The following is a 16,339-nucleotide window of genomic DNA, read 5'->3' as shown; positions in this document are numbered from 1 at the left end:
GATCAACTCGCCGCGCGGCTGAGTTCGAGGATGGTGCTGATCAGCACGTTGGGCCGCATGGGCTTGGCGCAGTGCGCATCGAAGCCTGCCGAGATGGCAACCTTCTGGTCCTCGGGCCGGGCGAAGGCCGTCAGCGCGATGGCAGGCAGGTGGTGCGTGCCGGCAAGCGCTTCACGTCGGCGCAGCTCGCGGATGAGCGCGTAGCCGTCCTTGCCCGGCATGCCGATGTCGCTGACCAGCACGTCGGGTCCATGCTGGCCGATGCAGCGCAAGCCCTCTGCGTAGTCGCCAGCCTCGGTGACCAGCGCGCCGCGGTCGCGCAGGATGACGCCAAGCATCTCGCGCGCCTCGGCGTCGTCGTCGACCACCACGATGCTCAGGCCGGCCAGGGCCGCGTGCAGGATGTCTTTGTCATTCAGTTCGGCATCCGCAAGGATCACCGGTGAAGGCGACGCGCGTGATGCGTGGCGCGCAGGAATGGTGACGACGAACGTAGCGCCTTGTCCGATGCCTGCGCTGAGTGCCGTGACCTGCCCGCCGTGCAGCTCGACCAGCTGCTTGACGATGGATAGTCCGAGACCCAGGCCACCGTGATAGCGATTGCTGGAGGAGTCGCTTTGCGTGAAGCGGTCGAAGAGATGCGGCAGGAAGTCCGGCTTGATGCCCTGGCCTTCGTCCTGCACGGTCAGCGTCAGCCCGCCATCGTTCTTGCCGCCTTCTTCCTGTATCAGACTCACGTAGATGTGTCCGCCGCGGCTGGAGAACTTGATCGCATTGGTCAGCAGGTTCCATACGATCTGCTGGAGGCGCGCGGCATCAACGATAACGGGGCGTGCGACGCCGGCCACGTCGACCACTACATCCAGCTCCTTTATCTGCGCCGAACCGCTGAGCGCGCTGACCGCGGAGGTGACCAGCTCGGCGGCGTCGACTGTCTCCAGATCGAGGCTGAGCTTGCCGAGGTCCATGCGCGACACGTCGAGGATGTCGGAGATCAGGCGCGTCTGCGTCTTGGCGTTGCGCTCGATCGCATCCAGCCCACGTTCCAGGCTGGACGTGGCGGCCGGTTGTTTGAGCACATGCACCCAGCTGAGAATCGCATTGAGCGGTGTGCGCAACTCGTGCGACAGCACCGCCACGAACTCGTCCTTGGAGCGGCTGACGCGTTCGGCGGAGGCGCGTGCTGCCTGTTCGCGTTCGAGCAGATCCTCACGCTGGCGTGACAGGGCCATGCGCTCCGATATATCGGAAGCGATGGCCATGTTGAGACCCGGTTCGACGTGGGCCGAAAGGCTCCACTCGAGATAAACCGGATTGCCGGTCGCATCCTGCAGGGGAAACTCGCCGCCCCAGTTGCCTTGCTGGCTCTCTTCCAGATAGCCGGTGATGCGGGTAACCCATTCCGGCGGCGCAAAGTCGACAATGCGCTTGCCGACTACGCCGTACTGATCGCGCTTGAGCAAGGCCAGCATGGCGGGATTGGCTTCGATGAAGGTGCCGGCCGTGTCGATCAGGCAGATGCCGTTGAGGGCCTGGTCGTAGATGGCGCGGAAGCGCGCCTCGCTGCGGCGCATGCTCTCCTCGGCCGTGCGTGCGCGTACCAGTGCGTGTAGCGTGGCCACCAGCAGGGCCGGATCGGCCGGGTGGGTCATGTAGGCATCTGCGCCGGAATCGAGGCCGCGTACCTTGTCCTGATTGCCGACATAGGCTGCGGAGAGATGGATGATGGGCAGGCGCGCCGTGTGGTATTGCTCGCGCAACAGGCGGCACACTTCGAAGCCGCTCATGTCGGGCAGATGCACGTCGAGGATCACGCCGGCGATCGTGCCGTCGGCCTTGTCGAGCGCATCCTGGCCCGTGCTCGCATCGCGCGTGCGATAGCCAGCCGCACGCAGAACGCGCGAGGTCGAGTAGCGCGTTACGGGGTTGTCATCGACGACCAGCACTTCGGGCGCCAGCGGTGCAGCTTGCTCCGGGGCGGGCGATCCAGCCGATCCAGTAGAAATGGGCTGAATCTCCTGATCGCTCATGACTGCGTATCGCTTTCTGGCGCGGCGTTGCCCACTTCGGAGGGCATGGGAAAGCGTAGCGGCACGGTGACCGAGAACGTGGACCCGACTCCCAGCTCGCTGCGCAGTGCGACCGAGCCGCCCAGCAGTTCGGCGAGCCGCTTGCTCAGCGACAGGCCCAGCCCGGTGCCACGCAGGCGTTGCTGGATCGGCGAATCGACCTGCACGAAGTCCTGGAAGATGGCGTGGTGGAATTCCGCATCGATGCCGATGCCGGTGTCGGCCACCGCGAAGGTGACGGTGTCATTGTCGTTGCGTCGCGCCGAGACGCGCACTTCGCCCCGCTGCGTGAACTTCAGCGCGTTCGACACGAAGTTGCGCAGGATCTGCGCGAGCTTGCGATCGTCATTGAACAGCGGCGGCACATCCTGCGGCTCCTCGAAGACGAGTTGCACGTCGGGGTTGGTCAGCACTGGCTTGAACATGCCACGCAGGGCGGAGAACAGGTCGACCATCTCGAACCATGCCGGCGAGATCTCCACGCGACCGGCTTCCACCTTGGCGAGGTCGAGCAGGTCATCGACCATGTCGGAGAATTCGCTGGCGGAGCTCTGGATGAAGCGCACCTGCGTCTCCTGCTCTTCGGTGAGCGGGCCATCGACGCGGTCCATGAGCAGGCGGGCGATGCTCAGGATGGCGCCGATCGGCGTGCGGAATTCATGGCTCATGTAGGCCAGGAAGCGGCTCTTCAATTCAGTCGTGTGACGCAGCTCGTCCGCTTGCACGTCGAGTTCGGCGTAGAGCGCCAGCACGCCGCGATTGGTCTCGTCGAGTTCGGCGCGCAGGGCGTCGAGCTCGCTCGTGCGTGCGTCCAGTTCCGCTTGCAGTTCGGCAGCCGAGCGTATCGGCGTATCGGCGGTGTGGGTCTCGCCCATCATGCAGTCCTTCTTTTCAAGACCACGACGGTTGCATCGTCGCGGCCACGGCAATGGTCGCGGATCAGCCAGCCGGCGATCAGCGCGGGGTGATGTTGCAGGATCTCCACGGCATCCTCGAGTTTCCAGCGCGTGGTCAAACCGTCGGAATGCATGACGAGGATGGCGTGCGAGGGCCACTCGTAGCGCACGTCCTGCAGGCGGCCGATCTGCATGCCCGCCGTACCATGTTGCGACATCAACGAGCGGTCTTCGATACCCGAGATCAGGCGCCCGACGATATTGCCGGCGCCGGAGAACAGCACGACCTCGTCATTGCTGTCGATGTCGGCCATGGCCACCGCCGCACCACGTGTGGCGCGCAGGCCCTCGTGCACCTTCTCGATCACGCCGCTGGGCCCGGCAAACGGCATGCGTTCGAACACATCCGTGGCCGCAACCGAAGCCTCTGCCGCATACGGGCCATGTCCCAGCCCATCTGCCACCAGCAGGGCGGCACGATCATCGTGCCGTACGACTGACCACGCGTCACCGCAGACGATCTCGCCGGGGGCTGCCAGTGCTACACCGGCGACGGAAAACGCGGAAGGTGTTGCGCTGTCGCCGGGGGCAGCGCCGCTGACGTGTGTGAGTCTTGCCGCCACGCGCGACAGGATCACCGTGCCTGCAGCGGTGCGCGAGAAAACGTCGAACTCGTCGGAGAGGCGTTGAACGGCACCGAGCCCGGTGCCGGGCGTGCCGCCAGTCGAGTACCCGTCGGTCATGCACATGAGCGTGTTGGCGATGCCGGGGCCATGGTCGAGCGAAAGGATCTCTACCACCATGGCGCCGCTGTCGTTTGTCACTGCGGCGACGAGCAGTCGTCCGCGTTGCGCATGCCGCACGAGGTTGTTGCCTAGCTCGGTGACAACCAGCGCCACGCGTCCGGCAGCGGACTCGTCGAAGTCGAGCCCCTCCGCTATGCGCACGGCGGCACGGCGCACCTCACCAACCTGGCTCGCTTCGGTAACGTCGAAGCTTACATGGCAAGCGGGCCGCATTACTTCCAGCGTGTAATCGTGACGCAAGTGCCTTCACCCACAGCCGTGCGAACTTCGAATTCATTGACGAGGCGCTTGCTGCCCGTCAACCCCATGCCGAGGCCACCGCCCGAGGTCCAGCCATCCGTCATGGCCTTCTCCATATCGGGAATGCCGGGGCCCTTGTCCTCGAAATGCAGGCGCAAGCCGCTGCGCAGGCCATCGCTTAGGATCTCCCAGCGCATCTCGCCGCCGCCGCCGTAGACGACGGTATTGCGCGACAGCTCGCTGGCGGCCGTAATCATCTTTGTCTGGTCAACGATGGAGAACTTCAGCTCCTGCGTCAGCTTGCGTACGGTCTGCCGGCTTACCACGATGTCCTGCTCGTTGCGCACCGGCATCGCGCCACTACTGGTCGGCGTCAAGTTGCTTCCCCTGGTGCGTCTTCGCTCTCGGCTTGTTCCTCGTCGTCTGCGTCGAGTGCGAAGGCCGCGTTGAGCAGCTGCATGCCGCGTTCGACATTCAGTGCCGTGCGCACACCTTCGAGCGACAAGCCTAGCTCGACCAGCGTGATCGCCACGGCGGGCTGCATGCCGACGACGACGGTGGTGGCGTCGAGCACGCGCGCGATGCCGGAGATGCTGGCCAGCATGCGGCCGATGAAAGAGTCGACGATCTCGAGTGCAGAGATATCGATCAGGACGCCCTTGGCGCCGGTCTTTTCGATCTGTCCTGCGAGATCATCCTGCAGTGCGAGCGCGGTCTGGTCCTGCATGTCGACCTGGATGGTGACTAGCAGGCATTTGCCCATGCGCAGAATTGGAATGCGGTCCATCGCTGATCTCCGTCAGGCTTTTTTGGGACGGGTGACGACAAAGCCGTTGGTCTTCAGCGCCAGTGAAAGCGCGTCGGCCAGCGTTGCCTTGGTGATGATGCCCTGCAGGTTGATGCCCAGATGCACGATGGTCTGCGCGATCTGCGGACGGATGCCACTGATGATGCAGTCGGCGCCCATCAGGCGGATCGCCGTGACGGTCTTGAGCAGATGCTGGGCGACAAGCGTGTCGACGGTGGGTACGCCGGTGATGTCGATGATGGCCAGCTCGGAGCCGGTCTCCACGATACGTTGCAGCAGGGCCTCCATGACCAGCTGCGTGCGGCTGCTATCGAGCGTGCCGATCATGGGTACGGCGAGCACACCGTCCCACAGCTTGATGACGGGCGTGGACAGCTCCAGCAACTCCATCTGCTGGCGACGGATGACATCTTCACGTGTGCGCTGGTAGGCGCCCACAGTGAACTGCGCCATGCGGTCGGCCAGCGAGGTGCTCCACAGGATGAGATCCATCAGGCTTTGCGGGTCTTTGGCGCGTTCCTGCAGGCCGATGAAGAGCGGCTTCTTGATCGCCAGCACGAACTGGCTGGTGTCGGCGGCAGAGGCGCCCTGCGCCGCTCGCGTGGAGGACAGCGAGGAAAGTGCTTCACGCAGGCCGGCCCATGCGGGACCGTCGAACTGGGCCGCTTCGCCGTCGGCGCGCACACCTTCGCGCAAGGCAGCCAGCAGGGTCTTCGCTTCGGCAGCCAGCGAGCCGGCCGCCTTCGACGAGCCGCCGCTGGCGATCGATTCGGCAAGCCAGTCGCTCAGAAACTTGTCCTGATCGACCTGCAGCAACTCGTCGATCGCAATGTTCTGCGTTTTCATAAAGTCCCTCTTGTTGTATTCAATTGTCTTCGGATGTCAGGCGTGAGCGAACGCAAATAGGTGAGCGCCGTCAGGCTTTCTGGCTCTCGCACGCATGATGGCACGCAATCGGCGCTATTCCGTTGTGCCAGACCGACAGCGACGAGAAACACCTGCGGATTGAAAGAATGAACAAGCTTTGTTCACTATTTACAATTCCGACCGTGTAAATCTTTCCGATCTGCCTGTCATGCAGAGAGTGAGCAAGGGCAAAAGCAGGCTTCGTGCCGTGTTGGCAAAACGCCCGGAACAAAAGGGCGAACCGTGGTTCGCCCCTTACTCATCCAGCACGGATGTGTCCCACATGCAGTGAGGTTTTTCAGGTCGAACGCGCAAAGGCCTCTGCATCGATCAGGGCGGTCGGTAGGTCGCCTGCGAGATGGCGCCGGATGTTTTCCAGCGCGAAGGCGCCTGCGTCGCGCTGGCGGTCGGTAGTGGGGCCTGCCAGATGTGGCAGCAGCGTGACATTGGACAAACCGCGCAGGCCGGAGTCCAGCGGCAAGGGTTCTTCGGTAAAGACGTCGAGCGCGAACTGCACCTTGCCTTCGCGTGCCACGCGGACCATCGCCGCCTCATCCACCACGGCGCCGCGGCCGATGTTCACGAACACACTGCCGGGGCGCAGACGACGCAGCATGGCTTCATCGACGATGCCGCGATTACGCGGCGTCAGTGACGCGAGTTCGATCACCACCTCGTTGTCGTCGAACAGGGCTTCGAGAGAAGCTGCGCGTTGCACCCCGAGCGCAGCCAGTTCGGCCTCCGGCACGCTGGGCGACCAGGTCTGCAGCTTCACGCCGAAAGGCTGTATGAGGCGCAGCAGTTCGCGCGCGATCGCGCCGAAGCCATGCAGGCCGACACGGCGTTCGAAGAGCGAGAAGAATTCCGTGTTGCCGTCTTTCCAGCTGCCTTCGCGATGCATGGCGAGCGCCCAGTGGCTGGCCCGGCGCAGCGCGGCAATGGTGAGGAACAGCCCGCACTCGGCCATCACGCGACTGACCGAGTTGCCCCAGTTGCTGACCAGCAGGCCGCGCCGCAAGTGCGTGTCGCTCACCAGATGCTTCACCGAGCCAGCCAGATGGCATACGTAGCGCAGCCCATCGCCCCCGATTGCAATGTCGTCCGGCAGCATCGGCGTCTTACGGCCGGTGATGATCAGCTGCGGGCGGAATTCCGCGAGCAGTGTGGCCCAGTCATCTGCCTTCAGGCTCAGCGGATCGACGATGCGATGTGCAGGTAGCAGCGACAGCAACTCGTCGATGAGGGGCGCGGGCAGGAAATGCTGCCGCTCGTGATCGGTGATGACAATCAGGGTGCGTGTCATGGAAAAGCCAGAAAGGTCGGGTGCGGAGAGGGCGAGAGGACGCACTCAGGCGCCGTCCAGCATCTCCCGCACCTTGTTCGCCAGCCCGGCGATCTCGAAGGGTTTTGTCATCACCTGCATGCCGTGCGCCATCAGACCGTTGCCGACTGCGACGGTCTCGGCGTAGCCGGTGATGAACAACACTTTCAGCTCGGGGCGATGTTCGCGGCCTGCGTCGGCGACCTGACGGCCATTGAGGCCACCGGGCAGGCCGACGTCAGTGATCAGCAGGTCGATGCGGCCCGCGCCCTGCAGGATGCGCAGGCCCGAGGGGCCGTCCGGCGCCGACAGCACGCGGTAGCCCGCTTCGCCCAGCACTTCGGTCATGACGCTGCGGATCGTCTCTTCATCCTCGATCAGCAATATGGTTTCGTCATCACCTGTCGCGACCAGCCGTGCGGATGTGTTCTCTTCGCTCTCGTCGGCATTGCCGATGTGGCGCGGCAGGTAGATGCACATCGTCGTGCCACGACCGAGTGCGGAATCGACACGCACCTGGCCGCCCGACTGGCGCACGAAGCCATACACCATCGACAGGCCGAGGCCCGTGCCCTGGCCAAGCGGCTTGGTGGTGAAGAAGGGATCGAAGATGCGTTTGACGAGGTCCGGCGGAATGCCGCTGCCGGTGTCGGTGACGCTCAGCGAGACGTACTCGCCGGGCGGCAGTTCGCGCTCGCGTGCGGCGCGCTCGTCGAGCGATCTGTTGGCCGTCTCTATCGCCAGCTTGCCGCCCTGCGGCATCGCATCGCGCGCGTTGATGCACAGGTTGAGCAGGGCGTTTTCCAGCTGTGGTGCATCGACCTTGGTGGCCCACAGGCTGTCAGCGCCGCGCACTTCCACCTCCACCGATGGCCCGACGGTGCGACGTACCAGTTCTTCCATGCCGCTCATCAGACGATTGATGTCCGTGGGTTTGGGGTCCAGCGTCTGGCGGCGCGAGAAGGCCAGCAGGCGTTGCGTCAGTGCAGAAGCGCGTCGCACCGAGTTCTCGCTCATGTCGATGTAGCGATCAATGCCCGCCGTATTGCCGCGTTCGAGCTTCACCTTGATCAGCTGCAGGCTGCCGCTGATGGCCGCCAGCAGATTGTTGAAGTCGTGGGCGATGCCGCCGGTGAGCTGGCCGACCGCTTCCATCTTCTGCGCCTGACGTAGTGCTTCCTGTGCGGAGAGCAGTTCGCGTTGTTCGCGCAGACGCTCGGTAATGTCGGTGCTCATCATGAAGGCGCCGATCTGCACGCCGAACTTGTCGCGCAGCACCTCGAAGCGCATTTCGTAATAGCGTCGGTCGAGCGACGGGTCGCCAAACTCGTCCTGCTCCGTGAAGGATTCGCCTGCCATGGCTCGGCCCCACAGGGCGCGGGCGTTTTCGCGATCACGCGGGCCTGCCGCGTTGTCGAGCAAGGCCAGCAGGTTGTCGCCCACGGCGGGCCTTACGCCGAACACGCGTTCGTACTCATTCACGTTCGCCTTGTTGATGGCGAGGAAGCAGTAGTCGAGATCGAGCACCTGAATGAAGGCGTCCGTCGTGCCGACGATCTCCGCCAGCACGTCGCGCTCCGCCGTGCGCTCGGCCAGCGCGGCAGCGTGTTCCTTTTCTTCCTGCACGTCGCGCGTGATGCAATACACCTTACCGTCTTCCGGCACGGCCACCCATGACAGCCAGCGGTAGTTGCCGGTCTTCGTGCGGTAGCGATTCTCGAAGCGCAGCACCGGCAGCCCACGTTCGCTGGCGTCGATCCATGCGCGGTGAGATGGTTCGATGTCTTCCGGATGTACGAAATAGGTATACGGCGCGCTGGCCATTTCTGCTTCCGTCCAGCCCAGGGTGCTCTCCCACGCCGGGTTGGTGAGTTCGAAATATCCATCGGCGTTGATCACGCAGAGCATTTCCGGGCTGACCTGCCAGGCGCGTCCGCGCGCCAGCGTGCGCTCGACCACGCGGCGCTCGAGTTCGATGTTCAACTCGCGCAGGCTCGTCTCAGCCACCACACGGTCGGTCACGTCGTAGCCGCCGACGAAGATGCCGGTGACGACACCGTTCTCGTCGCGAATCGGTTCATAGATCAGATCGACGAAGCGCTCTCCCGGCTGCTGGTCGAGGCGGACGGGGTTGGCTGATACGCTCAGCCCCTTGCCGGTGCTGAAGACGCGATCGAGTCGCTCGTAATAGCCCTGACCTTGCAGCTCAGGGAATGCCTCGCGTACAGAGCGGCCGATCAGTTCGCGTGGACCGACAAGCTTGATGTAAGCGTCATTGACGTAGGCGAAGACATGCTCAGGCCCCGACAGCAGGCAGGCAAAGCCGGGCATCTGTGCCAGCAGCGCCTGCTGGCGTTCGCTGTCCTGACGGGATTGCCGCTCGGAAAGGACTTTCTCGGTCGTTTCCACGACCGTGTCCAGCATGCCGGCCACGTTACCGTGCTCGTCGAAGACAGGGCTGTAGCAGAAGGTGAACCACGCGTCTTCGATAAAGCCGCGGCGCGCGACCGGGACAAGGAAGTTCTCGATGAAAGTCGACTCTCCAGCGAGCGCTTTGTCCGTGATGGGTTTCAGATCTGCCCAGGCCTCGCTCCAGGTTATGCGTAGCGGCTGGCCGAGCGCTTCTGGCTTCTGGCCCAGAATGGGTATGAAACTGTCGTTGTAGATCGCGATGAGGTCTGGGCCCCAGAACAGGCAGGTCGGGAAACGCGACGCCAGCATCAGATCCACCGCGACACGCAGCCCGGTCGGCCAGCTCTCTATCGGCCCAAGCGGGCCGGAGGCCCAGTCAAAGCTACGGATTCTGGCGCCCATGGCGCCACCTCCCGAGCGGAAAGCGGAGGCTGCAGCGGGGGAGGGAAGCGTAGGCATGCTGCAGGATAGCATCGACGTAATGCGGCTGATCGCTTCAGGGGTGGGTGCCGTGAAGGTGCCGGCCCGGGTCTCACAAAGAAAAAGGGCGGGCCCCTGACAGCGGGCCCGCCCTTTGACTACTTCATCAACTCACGCTGCTTCCAGGTGTGCTGGCAGCTCGCCGATCGCATGACTGACTGCATCCTCTACGCGATCCAGCAGCACGAAGTTCAGCTTGGCACGCGCTTCGGCCGGCACGTCGTCGAGGTCGCGTGCATTGCGCCTCGGCAACATCACCGTGGTGATGCCGGCACGCAGCGCCGCCAGCGTCTTCTCCTTCAGGCCACCGATCGGCAACACGAGGCCACGCAGGCTGATCTCGCCCGTCATTGCCACGTCGGAGCGGATCGGCTTGCCCGACAGCAATGACACCAGCGCGAGGTACATCGCCACGCCTGCGCTCGGCCCGTCCTTCGGCGTCGCACCGGCCGGGATGTGCACGTGGATGTCCCACTTGTCCAGCGCATCGCCCGTCCACGTTTTCGCCAGGGTCAGCGCTGCCTGTGCGGACTCCTTCATCACGTCGCCGAGCTGCCCGGTGAGAATCAGCTTGCCGCTGCCCGGCACCTTGCTCGCCTCGATGAACAGGATGTCGCCACCCACCGGCGTCCACGCCAGGCCTGTTGCCACGCCGGGCATGCTGGTGCGCAAAGCCACTTCGCTCTCGAAGCGCGTGGCACCGAGAATCTCGGCGATGTCATCGGCATCAATCGTTACCGATGCCACTTGCTCTTCAGCAATGCGCATCGCCACGCGACGGAACACCGCGCCCACTTCGCGCTCCAGATTCCGCACGCCGGCTTCCCGCGTGTACTCCGCCACGATGCGTGTCAGCGCTGCGTCGGTGATGCCTGCTTGTTCCGCAGTGAGGCCATTCGCTTCCAGCTGACGTTGCACGAGGTAGCGGCGCGCAATCTGCACCTTTTCCTCCTGCGTGTAACCGGCGAGCTGGATGATCTCCATGCGGTCGCGTAGCGGGCCGGGAATCGTGTCGAGCTGATTCGCCGTGCACACGAACATCACGCGTGACAGGTCGTAGTCCACGCCGAGGTAGTTGTCGCGGAACTTGTTGTTCTGCTCCGGATCGAGCACCTCCAGCAAGCCACTCGACGGGTCACCGTGGAAGCCGCCACCACCGAGCTTGTCGATCTCGTCGAGCATCAACAGCGCATGCGTCGACTCGGCGCGCTTCATCGCCTGGATGATGTTGCCGGGCAGGGCGCCGACGTAGGTGCGCCGGTGTCCGCGAATTTCCGCCTCGTCATGCACGCCACCCAACGCCACGCGCTGGAAGGCACGCCCCGTCGCCTTCGCGATCGACTGGCCGAGCGAAGTCTTGCCCACGCCGGGCGGGCCGACGAAGCACAGGATGGGGCTCTTGCCTTGCGGGTTGAGCTTGCGCACAGCGAGATATTCGAGAATGCGACGCTTGATCTTGTCGAGACCGAAGTGATCCTCGTCGAGAATGCGGCGTGCCTCAGCCATGTCGATGGCGTGTTGCGGCGCCGCCGTCCAGGGCAGCTCCGTCAGCCACTCGAGATAGGTGCGCACCATCGAATACTCGGTGCCGCTATCGCTCATGCGCTTGAGGCGCTTCACTTCCTTCTCGGCGTGCTTGAGCACATCCTCCGGCATGCCGGCAGTAGCGATGGCTTTCTCCAGCTCCTCGACTTCGGCCGCGTTGTCGTCGTCCTCGCCAAGCTCCTTCTGGATCTGCCGCAACTGCTCGCGCAGCACGTGCTCGCGCTGGCGCTCATCGAAGCTCGCCTGCGTCTTGTCGCGGATTTCCTTGGTCAGCTTGAGTACCCCGACGCGTGCCGACAGCAACTCGATCACCTTGTCGAGGCGCCGCACGAGATCGAAGGTTTCGAGCAAGTCCTGCTTGTCTTCGAGTTTGATGTCGAGCAGGTTCGCCACCATGTCGGCGAGTGCTGCAGGCGCTTCGAGCGCACGCACCACGTCGGCGATCTCATCCGGCACATGCGGCAGTAAGGCCACGGCCTCGAGCGCCTGCTCCTTCAATTGCAGGAAGCGTGCTTGTACCTCCGCGCCGCCGGTGTTGGCCTGCTCGATGCTCTGATCGATCTTCGCCACGCGCGCCACGAGGAAGGGCCAGCCCTCGATGAACTCACGCACCTGGAAGCGCGATTCGCCCTGCACGACGAGGTGATGACCGCCGTCCTTGCCGGTGATGTAGCGCACGATGGGACCGCTTGTGCCGACCCAGTAAAGATCGTTCGGCCCGACCACGTCCTGCGTTGCATCGCGCTGCAGGAGAAAGCCCACCGGCAGGTCGTTCTTCACCGCTTCCTGTGCGGCCATGACGGACGTGGCGCGGCCCACCGTGACCGGCGAAAGATTGCCGGGGAACAGCACGGCATTGCGCATCGGGATCAGGATCATCGTGTCTTCGGGCAGGGGTTTGAGCGTGCTGCCAGCCGCCGTAGCGGCAGCCTGCACGGCCTCAGCCACGCCCGGTGCATCAAGTGCCCACAACGGTTCTTGTGCTGTCCAGTCTTTCATCACGATTCCTTCTCTTCGTTGCTCGACGCGCCGGGCGATCTTGCGAGGGCGGGGTGGTCGGGAATGAGAAGTAGGTGGTGATGCGGGGAAGACGTTTCAAGAGGGCTGCTTCGACCCGTTCGATCAGGGCGCGGAAGAATTCACACCGGACTCGAGGTCGAAGCCCGCAAGGATGGATCGCATGAGCTGCGGCTCGATCGGCTTGGTCAGGTGCCCCGTGAAGCCCGATGCAAATGCCATGTCACGCGCTTCCGGCCCATAGGCTGTCAGTGCGATGACAGGAATGTCCCGCGTGACTTCCGAGCGTCGCAGCCGCCGGACCAGTTCGAAGCCGTCAAGGTCGGGCAGCCCGATGTCGCTGAGGATGAGGTCAGGCTTCGCACTGACGGCTGCACTGAGCCCCGCTTCGCCGGAATACGCCACGTCAACCGCGTAGCCGAAGCCCTCGAGAATCAGCTTGAGGCTGTCTGCGGCTTCGCGATTGTCTTCGATGACGAGAATCCTGCCCTTGGTCTGCGCGGTTTGCATTTTCTTCCATGGATGGTGTCGATGCTGTGGCCTGAGCAAGAGACATTCCCCGCCTCATGGCTGACACGGGGATGGACGGAAGATGGAGATGCGCGAAGCGGACTTCAAGAGCGGCGGGCACTTGAAAGGCCTGCCAGGGCTGGATTGACCTGCCTCAGGCACAGGCGTGCCGGGCGACGGGCAAGGATGTTTCGCCTAGAACGCGCTTTTCGTACAACCGCCGTCGACGCGTAGCGCCGCCCCGGTCGTGCCGGATGACAACGGGCTGGCGATGTAGGCCACCATGGAGGCAATCTCGGCGGGCGCTTCGAAGCGCTTGATGAGGGAGGTCGGGCGCACCTTCTCGAAGAACTCCTTCTCGAAGTCCTCGAAGGACTTGCCATCGGCCTTGGCGAGTGTCTCGACGAATTCGCCCACGCCGCGCGACTTGGTCGGGCCCGGCAGCACGCTGTTGACGGTGATGCCCGTGCCGGCGACCGCTTCGGCCAATCCACGCGATACAGCCAGTTGCGCAGTCTTCGTCATGCCGTAGTGGATCATCTCCGCAGGAATCTGCACGGCACTCTCGCTGGAAATGAAGATGATGCGGCCCCAGTTCGCGCGCTTCATCGCGGGCAATACCAGACGTGCCAGGCGCACGCCGCTGAGCACGTTCACATCGAAGAAACGCATCCAGTCCTCATCCGGAATCTCTTCGAAGGGCTTGGGTTCGAAGATACCGAGGTTGTTGACCAGAATCTCGATGCCGGGGTGCTTCGCTGCCAAGGCCTCTGCGGCAGTGGCGGTGCTCAGGTCGCCGGCGAAACCGATGACTTCACCGCCTTCTGCTGCCTTGATCTGGCCAACTGCCTCGTCCACCGAGCCTTGCGAGCGCCCGTTGACGATGACGCGCGCGCCCTCTGCCGCAAGCGCTGACGCGATGGCGAATCCGATACCTGCCGTGCTGCCGGTGACCAGCGCCAGCTTGCCTGTGAGTTGGAGATTCATTGTGCGTTCCTTTCAAGGAAGAATATGGAGCCTTGCCAGATGCTTGGTGCGCCGCTAGCGCGTGAGGTTCAGCGTAGGCTAATTTCAGGCTCTCGCCGAGCAGCCTTTTTGTGGGTGTGCTCAGGAATTGGGGGCTGCTCATGATCTTTGAAAGAACAGCGTCATCCCGGCGAAGGCCGGGATCCAGCTACCACGCGTTGCTCTTCATCCATGGCTTGAATGCCCAATTCAGCGGCTTTAACGAGGGTACGAAAACGCCACTGGATTCCCGCTTTCGCGGGAATGACGGCGTGACGGTGTGTAGCTCTCAACCGAGGCTGAGTGTGTGCGATGACTGGATCCCGGCCTTCGCCGGGATGACGAGCGTTTTTCAAGGATTGGGAACGAGTCCTCAGATCTTCGCCGCTGCCGCGATGATTGCGTTTGCCACATCCTTCGGCTTCGACAGCATCGGCACATGGCTCGTGTCGAGCGTCGTGAGGCTGGCGTTCATGCGCGTTGCAAACAGCTTCTGCGCGGCGGGTGGAATCATGTGGTCTTGCGCGGCAAGGATGTACCAGCTCGGCTTGGTCTTCCACGCCGGTGCGCCGACTTTCTCGTCGAAGCACTTGGCAAAAATCGGGTTCTGCGTCGCCGCGATCAGCTTCTTCTGCGCGGGCGAAACATCCTGCGCGAAATGCTCGGCGATGTTCTCCGGTTTCTGCCAGAGATAGCCCGTTGCGTCGGGATACACACCCCCCAATCCTGCAGGTGGCGGGATGTCCTTGTTGCCGAGCAGTGCACTCACCGATTCGCCCTCGTCGGGACCAAACGCCGCGACGTAAACGAGGCCCGCAACTTTCTCGTGACGGCCTGCCTCGGTAATGACTACACCGCCCCATGAATGCCCGACCAGCAGCACTGGCCCAGGCTGCAGGTCGATGGCGCGACGCGTGGCGGCCACGTCGTCGGCGAGCGATGACAGCGGGTTCTGCACGGACACGACCGTCAGACCCTTGTCGAGCAGCAGCGGGATGACATCGTTCCAGCTCGAGCCATCCGCCCAGGCACCGTGCACGAAAACGATGGAGACGGGCTTGGCCGCAGCGCCGTCGGCAGCGACTGCAGCAGGACTGAGGAAGGCGTGCATCCCTGCGATGAGGGCAAGCGGCGAGAGTTTCGATTTGCGCAGGCTATTCATGATGACTCCTTGAAGCTGGGTGAGGGCGGCGACGAGCTCTCATGTCGAGCCCGGCGCCGCCAGCTTTACTCGTCGGCCATTACTTGTTCAGGAAGTCGACCAGCTTCGGCACGACCTTGTCAGTAGCCTCTTCCATCAGCCAGTGACCGGAGCCCGGGATGATCACGCCCTCGACGTTGGTAGCGACCAAGCGGCCCTGGTCGATCAGGGTGTTGCCGGAAGCTTTCTCGCCGGCCAGCACGAGCATCGGCATGGGCAGAGGCGTCTTGGCCTGCTTTGCGAAATCGGCGGCATCCTGCTCGAAGGCGCGGAACACCTCGAAGCCGGCGGCCATGCGGCCGGGCTTGCCGTAGGCCTTGGCGTAGAACTGACGATCAGCTTCGGGAAGCGAGTGCTTGGGGTCGGCCGCGAAGTCGTTCCAGAAGTGCTCGAAGTAGATGCGTTCGCGACCGGCGACGAGGGCCAGCGGCGTCTTGCCGTAGAAGTGGAAATGCCACAGGTCGCGCAGCAGCCAGACCTTGGTCCAGTCGCCGACACCGGGCAGGAAGGCATCCATCAGCACGATGCGGTCTACCTCGGACGGGTATTGAGCGGCATAGGCATAGGCCACCATCAGGCCAATGTCATGACCGACGATGCGCACCTTGCCAAGCTTCAGTGTGGTCGCCAGCGCGTGCACATCCCGCGCCATCGCTGCCTTGGTATAGCCGGAAGGCGTCACTTCCGTGTCGCCGAATCCACGCAGATCCGGCGCGATCACCAGGTGGTTCTTCGCCAGTTCCTTGATCAGCGGGCGCCACATGTGGCTGGTCTCCGCATAGCCGTGCAGGAGGATGATGGGGTCGCCCTTACCCGCCACCAGATAGTGCATGCGCAGGCCGTCGGCGTCGGCGAACTTGCTTTGCGGCGCTTGTGCCCAGGCCGTGCCCGCGAGCGTCATGGCAATGAAGATCAGCCCGGCGCGCGCGCAGCGCGTCAGGAGCGAGAGAGGCGATTTGTTGAAGAGTTTCATGATTGCTCCGGTCCGAGTGGATGAACAGACCTGAGTATCTGTATCCTCGACCGCACGCGCCTCTCCCATGTGAGGGGGGAGGGCATCACTCCGATGGCGCTCGCGCGTTCATCACACGAAGGTATTGTGGGTTCTTCCAGTTAATTGCCA

13 protein-coding genes are annotated in these 16,339 nt (G+C 63.6%); all 13 read right to left on the bottom strand.

Translation table 11 applies throughout. The features are described 5' to 3' along the window. Nucleotides 1-2: 2 nt before the first annotated feature. Nucleotides 3-2,030 (bottom strand): hybrid sensor histidine kinase/response regulator, encoded by a 2,028-nt coding sequence (locus VVD49_RS01910; protein ID WP_327597435.1) that lies wholly within the window; start codon nt 2,028-2,030, stop codon nt 3-5. After that, nucleotides 2,027-2,947 (bottom strand): sensor histidine kinase, encoded by a 921-nt coding sequence (locus tag VVD49_RS01905; RefSeq protein WP_327597434.1) that lies wholly within the window; start codon nt 2,945-2,947, stop codon nt 2,027-2,029. Before VVD49_RS01905 ends, VVD49_RS01910 begins: the two co-directional genes overlap by 4 nt. Beyond that, complete coding sequence (locus tag VVD49_RS01900) at nt 2,944-4,011, bottom strand: ATP-binding protein (RefSeq protein ID WP_327597433.1); 1,068 nt, start codon at nt 4,009-4,011, stop codon at nt 2,944-2,946. Before VVD49_RS01900 ends, VVD49_RS01905 begins: the two co-directional genes overlap by 4 nt. Then, complete coding sequence (locus VVD49_RS01895) at nt 3,984-4,388, bottom strand: anti-sigma regulatory factor (RefSeq protein WP_327597432.1); 405 nt, start codon at nt 4,386-4,388, stop codon at nt 3,984-3,986. The genes VVD49_RS01900 and VVD49_RS01895 overlap by 28 nt, the downstream gene beginning before the upstream one ends. Then, nucleotides 4,385-4,798 carry an STAS domain-containing protein gene (locus VVD49_RS01890; protein WP_327597431.1) on the bottom strand — a complete coding sequence of 138 codons (414 nt, stop codon included), beginning with the start codon at nt 4,796-4,798 and terminating at the stop codon, nt 4,385-4,387. Before VVD49_RS01890 ends, VVD49_RS01895 begins: the two co-directional genes overlap by 4 nt. 12 nt (nt 4,799-4,810) lie before the next feature. Further along, complete coding sequence (locus VVD49_RS01885; RefSeq protein ID WP_327597430.1) at nt 4,811-5,665, bottom strand: STAS domain-containing protein; 855 nt, start codon at nt 5,663-5,665, stop codon at nt 4,811-4,813. A gap of 358 nt (nt 5,666-6,023) precedes the next feature. Continuing rightward, nucleotides 6,024-7,028, bottom strand: a complete 1,005-nt coding sequence (locus VVD49_RS01880; RefSeq protein ID WP_327597429.1) for a hydroxyacid dehydrogenase — start codon at nt 7,026-7,028, stop codon at nt 6,024-6,026. 45 nt (nt 7,029-7,073) lie between these two features. After that, nucleotides 7,074-9,860, bottom strand: coding sequence for a PAS domain-containing protein (locus tag VVD49_RS01875; protein ID WP_327597428.1), 2,787 nt, complete (start codon nt 9,858-9,860; stop codon nt 7,074-7,076). Nucleotides 9,861-10,049: 189 nt separating this feature from the next. After that, nucleotides 10,050-12,482 (bottom strand): endopeptidase La, encoded by a 2,433-nt coding sequence (lon, locus tag VVD49_RS01870; protein WP_327597427.1) that lies wholly within the window; start codon nt 12,480-12,482, stop codon nt 10,050-10,052. 123 nt (nt 12,483-12,605) lie between these two features. Further along, a complete protein-coding gene (locus VVD49_RS01865) occupies nt 12,606-13,010 on the bottom strand; it encodes a response regulator (protein WP_327597426.1) in 405 nt (134 codons plus the stop codon). A gap of 195 nt (nt 13,011-13,205) precedes the next feature. Next, on the bottom strand, nt 13,206-13,997 hold the full coding sequence (locus VVD49_RS01860; protein WP_327597425.1) for an SDR family NAD(P)-dependent oxidoreductase: 792 nt from the start codon (nt 13,995-13,997) through the stop codon (nt 13,206-13,208). A gap of 391 nt (nt 13,998-14,388) precedes the next feature. Further along, nucleotides 14,389-15,177, bottom strand: a complete 789-nt coding sequence (locus tag VVD49_RS01855) for an alpha/beta hydrolase (protein ID WP_327597424.1) — start codon at nt 15,175-15,177, stop codon at nt 14,389-14,391. A gap of 79 nt (nt 15,178-15,256) precedes the next feature. After that, a complete protein-coding gene (locus VVD49_RS01850; RefSeq protein WP_327597423.1) occupies nt 15,257-16,189 on the bottom strand; it encodes an alpha/beta fold hydrolase in 933 nt (310 codons plus the stop codon). Between the last annotated feature and the right edge of the window lie 150 nt (nt 16,190-16,339).

It is taken from the genome of Uliginosibacterium silvisoli (assembly GCF_036017035.1).
Taxonomy (GTDB): domain Bacteria; phylum Pseudomonadota; class Gammaproteobacteria; order Burkholderiales; family Rhodocyclaceae; genus Viridibacterium; species Viridibacterium silvisoli.
This window is presented reverse-complemented; position numbering and strand designations above follow the sequence as displayed.